Genomic DNA, 5,946 nt, shown 5'->3' on the forward strand with positions numbered 1-5,946 from the left:
AAAGCCTTCAATCTTTGAATATATAAATTCTCCGGTCTTTTTTTATAAGTTTAACAATCATTTCACCTTCTTTCTTCTGTCCAACCAAGATAACATGCTTATTAGAGAACAATACGCAAGTTTCTTTATTCAAATCTTTAAAACTTTCATATAAATAACAAGGCCAGGATCTTTGGATCACTGGCTTTGTTATTTATAGATCTAAAAATAGAAATAAACCCCTGTACTGCTGGCTATTGCCATATTGAATAAATCTTTAATATCATCGATTACCTGATGCAGTTCCTGATCATATGATTTCTTATCAAATAAGTTACTATCTAATACTTTCATTAATTGATGTTTTGCGGTTATGCTTTCATCCTCGAAATTGTCAATATTAGAGTGCGTTAGTTTATTTATTGAATCAAAAAAGCCAAGCATCAAAAGCTGATTAACGGTTTCGTCTTCCATGCTTAACTCTATTAATTCGCCGGGTTGGCTTTCATCAAAATCTAAATGAGTTTGAGCTATTGAATCCTTGGGAACACATATTGTTTTCATTTAAAAGAATTTTTGAATTGATTTGGTGTATTTCAGGTAACCTTGTCTAACGAATTTATCTTTCTCTGCCTTACTTGGGCGAAGCCTCTTTCCTCCTGATTTAAAAAAAGTATTCATAACACCTAGATTTTGTTTATTCAAACCTTGGATTTCACTGAATGACTGCATTTTTGTTGTTAAACTAGATGCAGCAGCAGAAGTTCCTGAAGCACCAGTAATAAAATCATTGACCCTAATCACCGGGTCACAGGGCCTTGATCCAAATTTAATAAATTGACTAATAACTACTGGCTCCCGTACATATTTAAGATCTTTCTAAGATACCCTTTTGCAAGATTACTATTGGCAAAAGGGTATTTTGTATAGGCTTTAGTAACAGGATCATATGCCTGCAATTCAGACGGATCAAGAATGAAGAAATATGTAGGCTTTGTAGCAATCAAGTGTCCATTTAAAAACAACGATGTTGTCTCTGTTTTCTTATTAATTTGTAGCGAGTCTATTTCAGAACCTTTATCTTCTGAATGGCTATTTTGCACCTCATAATTATAATGAATAGAATACTTACCGATGTGGATCGGATTGAATTTATTTGTTTTAAACCAAGGCAAAAATGTTTCAAGATCACTTTGACCAACAAAATAAGTAATTTGTATTGACTCATTTTTCATCGATGTTATCAAGACGATACCCATAGGTGCTATGGTAATTTTTTGTAATTGATGCCCTTTTTTATCAAAAAGTTGAATCGAAGGTGCGCCTTCATCAATCTTGCGCCTAATACGCAGTATGTCAGTTTGACCAGGATAAACCTGATAGAACACATTGGCCCTTTCTATTTCGTCAAAATCGGGGGCCCCACATCCAGCAACAAAGAAACACAGAGATATTATTATGAAGAACTTGTTTATCTTAAATCCCATATTCTTTTGTGGTTTACATTCATTCCTTGACTCGTTCTTACGTTTTCATAACCTAACCGTTGGAAGAAATTTGAACCTGGCGCCTGACGGATTTGAGTATTTTGTAGCAGGACTGCTTATAATGGAAATAGCTTTGCATCAAATTATAACAGTGGTAGTGTAAGAAATATTAAAGTTCTTTTATCGCTTTATTTGCCTTTCAAAGATCGAGTTATTGCAGCATGATAAGTTGATCTACTGATTAGAAATTTCAAGGCTATAAAGCTTATGCTCATTAAGCAACACGACCCAATCATTATCGGGCCGTATTGCCACTATTTTAGAAGCTGTAAAAAGCAGTTTTTTGTTGTGGTGGTATTACAATAGCCTCACTAAGATTTGGAAGTGCCTTTCTCATTGTTATCGCATCTTTATTTGATGTATCTACAAACAACCAGTTTTTCCCATCGTCTTTTGATATAGCAATTAGTGTCGAAGTAGCAACGGCTCTTCCCTTTGCAAGCTTAATCGTGGTGTGCTGCTGTAACGTGCATTGCAACTCACTACCTGTTTTAATAATCTTAGAAGGACTGTCAAATGTGATATTATCAAATGTCATTCCCTGCGTTTTCATTCCATTAGCACTATTTGCAAGCACGGTAGCCATACGGTTTTCTCCACCCATCGCACTAACAATTGCCGGATAAGTGTACTTCGCAAAAGTCTGATAGTCACCCTTTAAAAAGGCATGCCCCATTATATTTGCCTGTTCACGTAGATATATTGTCGATGCCCCACTTTGTATCATTGGCTTATTTTGTCCAAAACTAGATAGTGCATTAATAATTAACAAAACAAATATCCCATTACTTTTTACTCTTTTGTAAATCATATTATTTTTGCCAATCATATTTATCATATATTTCATTATAATCAATTCCTGTAAATCCAGAGGCCTTCAACTTTTCTTTTGTCATTGGTCCAATAATTTCTAAAGGTGCTTTCGTTGCAAAACTGCCAAAGCTAATATCTGTACGAAAGAATCCATCACGTATCTCTTCTTTAACCTTTAAGCATGCCGGAGTTGCACCTATTATTTCTTCATATCCTTCACACTGTTTATTATAATTAATAAACCTTGTTCCATATGCCTCTGCATCAAACTCTATTATGTTATGAATCTTAAACCAATAAAAGCCAGGTGAATTTGGCAATTCAATGAATTCAAGTCCTTCATATCCTTCATTTGTACAAAACGATTTGACTTGTTCGGTAACAATGGTAAGATTATCATATGTACTAGAAAAAGCCCTTTTTGTCTTTATCTTGATTGTAGGGTCTATCCGATTGATAGTATAAGTATCCTTATATTTATCGCATTCATTCAATTCCAGCTTTTTATACATATTACATTTGTTATCATAGATAACAAGCACAAATCCTAATAACATACTTATTTTAAATGTGGGTGTTGATTAAAAAAATCTTTTGCAGCATCTCCGTATTTAGCCCCGGTCTGTTTATAAAAATCGCCTACTGCTTTAAGTCTTTCTTGGCGACTAAAGTTTCTTTGTATAATTGCTCTCGAATTTCCTCTACCTGGTCGCATTGATTTAACATTACCGTTTTTATATGTTTCTCCTTTCCCATTTTTGTAATTATCTAAGTGCTTATTTAAGTCTTTATGGAGTTCCTGATGCTCGCCTCTTTCCATCCTAGTTGTACCCTGATTTGGGTCTCCTCCCATAAATTCAGGATCTGAATGGTGTTCTTCAAACCCTTTCTCAATGTCCTTTAAACTTTTTTCAGCCCCTTCTTTAATCTCATCTTCTGCCGCAATCTTTAAGGCATCCTCAGCTAAAACTTCACCTGCCCTTATTGCTTCTCCTCCTTCTCCACCTGTAAATACATCAATAGCCAACATACCTACACCAAGACCAGCTTCCTTCCAATCCCCATGATAAATACCCATTCCAATCTGCTTAGCACTGCCCACAAATGGTACATAATCGACAGCACTCCATAAAAAATCACCTATATCCGCAGCTGCGCTTTTGTGTACTGGCGTGCCTGAAATAGCTACTTCTTTAAGTGTTCCACCGATGAGAGTTGGATCCTCTGTAGTCATTCCAGTTGGATCAATAAATCTTGCTGGATTATTAAAAGCATAAATATACGGGGATTGTTTACGTGAAAACTCCGCCAGTGGATCAGGAATTGTCCACCTCCCCACTGCTGGATCGTAGAACCTCGCCCCGTAATCATATTGCTCTAAGCCATCTTGCAACTCCTTGCAGTTATAAAGATAATTATTTCTGGTACCTAATGCGTAACTATTAAACGTTTTTCCAAATGGATAATAATCATCCGCTTGGATCTGTGTTCCGGCGCTGTTGAAGGAATACCTTGCATTTCCCAAATGGTCCTTTAAGGTATACTCATAATTATAAACCCCAGAAACTGGCCTGGCTATTCCCTCCTCCGTTTGGATAAAGTCCACGGCTCCTCCATTGTACTGGATCCCATCAATATAATGCGTAGTCACCGATCCTTTTACCCGGGTAAGTTTTTTACCAGTAGCATCATAGGTGTAGGTTGAAGCGTTAGGTCCTGTAACTGTAGCTGGCAAGTTCAACACATTATACGTAAAGGTATTTGTTCCATCGGTCAAGACATTTCCGTTCAGATCATAAGTATAACTCCTAGTTAAGCCTCCTGTTACCGTGCTTAACCTATTGCCGGTATAATTATACACTTGTGGAGATAAAGCATCACGTGTCAGGGTCTGAATATTACCCATCAGATCATAAGTAATCCCCTGTTCATTTTTGTTGTCTGAAGAGATACCAGAGGTTAAGCGGTTCAGCTTGTCGTAGGAATAAATATACATTTTACCTGCTCCACCTGCTGTACTCCACTGTTGATTGGCAATATTCCCATTGTATTGTGGAGTAGTGCCATCTGCATAGTTCAAAGCCATTAAAAAACCTGGTGCCGCACTGGCATTCAACCAGCCTCGTTCATTATAGCCAAGAACAGTGATATTTACCCCATTGTTTAGCTTTTTAGAGGTTACTTGGCCAACTTGGTTATAAACCAGTTCTGAAAGTACCACCTGTGGGCTTGCCAGTGTTCCGATCTTTTCATTGGTTCTGGTCTTTCGGCCCCGATGGTCGTAGTCGTAACCGATATAGACGGTGGTGCCAGTTGAGCCAACAGTATGTGTCCTAGTACTACTGGTCACCTGACCCTGGAAATTATAAGCCAGATCAGTTACATCTGTACCACCCAGGTGGTTAGTACTTTTGGACTGAATCACCCTTCCAAAGCTATCATAGTAGTTCGTGGTCAGCAGCATGGTCGTAGTCCCCAAAATATTCACCTTAGACCCGGTAAGCAGTGATTTAACAGCGATACCCGTACTTTGAGTACCTGTGGGATTAAGGGTATTACCATAAAAGTCATAATCATCGTAATAATTAAAGGTATAGTAAGACTGTACATTTGCATGGGCTGGCAAGGCCACATTGGTATACCCGGTTCCTGTTGTATTGTTATTGGTATTGTCTCTGAGTTCGCAATTTTTACTTGCTGCATTAAACAGGCTTTGCCAGGAAACCCGGGTACCCACACTGCTCATAATCCCAGTAATGATGGTTCTGCCTAGGGTATCGTATTTGCTGAATAACCATTTATTAGCGGCGGCCTGTACAGCGTCTCGGCTCAACACCAGCCGATCCAGTTTATCGTAAACCATTTCTTCCCAGCCTTTACCAGGCATCTTCTTTTCAATTAGACGCTTTCTTCCATCGTAACGGTATTGGTAACAAAAGTTATCCAGGGTAGTCTGTACAGGCACAGCTACCGCATCGGGGCTCGCCCCCGGTGGAAGTACAAAACTCAGGTTACCCAAATCGTCATAGATATAATAGGTAGAAAGAACTTCTATAGCGCCTCCATTCTGGTTAAACGTCCGTTTAAGCACAACATGGTCTTGTTTATCTTTATATTCTTCAACTGTTCCTGCTTTGCCGTCGGCAGAAGTCCAGTTCTCATCTTTACTGATGGTCAGGTATAATTGATTTGCGTCATAATACCCAGTTCCAGACAACACGCGCTCATGTTCATGGCCTGCACCAGTTACCATATCGGCATTATACATCCGTACCGCAAACCCAGTTGTCGGGTAGGTCGTTAAGCTATTATTATTACTATAATCCACGATAACGGTTCTTCCTGCCGTAGCTGTACGACTTGCCGCCGGCTGCCAAACTGTTCCCGGAGCACCTCGCTCAATAATACGGTTTAAGGGAGAAGCTTCGAATACTGTTTTGGAAATAGCAGTGTTATTGGGAATGAGCGTGACTCCTGGCGCATTCCAGCCCGAAACATTAGTCGGGTCGGTATAAAAACTATTCTGTTCAGTGATGGCATTGGCTTTATAGCCGCCGTTACTCGCCGCTACTGTGCCAGAATAAGGCAGGTATTTCTTATCCTCCCG

5 protein-coding genes are annotated in these 5,946 nt (G+C 38.8%); all 5 read right to left on the reverse strand.

Features of this window, described 5'->3' with window-relative positions:
• Positions 1 to 201: 201 nt before the first annotated feature.
• On the reverse strand, positions 202 to 543 hold the full coding sequence (locus tag VNZ46_RS27665) for a hypothetical protein (protein ID WP_325564654.1): 342 nt from the start codon (positions 541 to 543) through the stop codon (positions 202 to 204).
• A gap of 284 nt (positions 544 to 827) precedes the next feature.
• On the reverse strand, positions 828 to 1,466 hold the full coding sequence (locus VNZ46_RS27670; protein WP_325564656.1) for a hypothetical protein: 639 nt from the start codon (positions 1,464 to 1,466) through the stop codon (positions 828 to 830).
• A 319-nt stretch (positions 1,467 to 1,785) separates the two neighbouring features.
• Positions 1,786 to 2,364, reverse strand: coding sequence for a hypothetical protein (locus VNZ46_RS27675; protein WP_325564658.1), 579 nt, complete (start codon positions 2,362 to 2,364; stop codon positions 1,786 to 1,788).
• Positions 2,339 to 2,896, reverse strand: a complete 558-nt coding sequence (locus VNZ46_RS27680; protein ID WP_325564660.1) for a hypothetical protein — start codon at positions 2,894 to 2,896, stop codon at positions 2,339 to 2,341. The genes VNZ46_RS27675 and VNZ46_RS27680 overlap by 26 nt, the downstream gene beginning before the upstream one ends.
• A 2-nt stretch (positions 2,897 to 2,898) precedes the next feature.
• Positions 2,899 to 5,946 (reverse strand): RHS repeat-associated core domain-containing protein (locus VNZ46_RS27685; RefSeq protein ID WP_325564662.1); only part of this gene is annotated, 3,048 nt, incomplete at its 5' end.

This window comes from Pedobacter sp. (genome assembly GCF_035566355.1).
GTDB lineage: Bacteria > Bacteroidota > Bacteroidia > Sphingobacteriales > Sphingobacteriaceae > Pedobacter.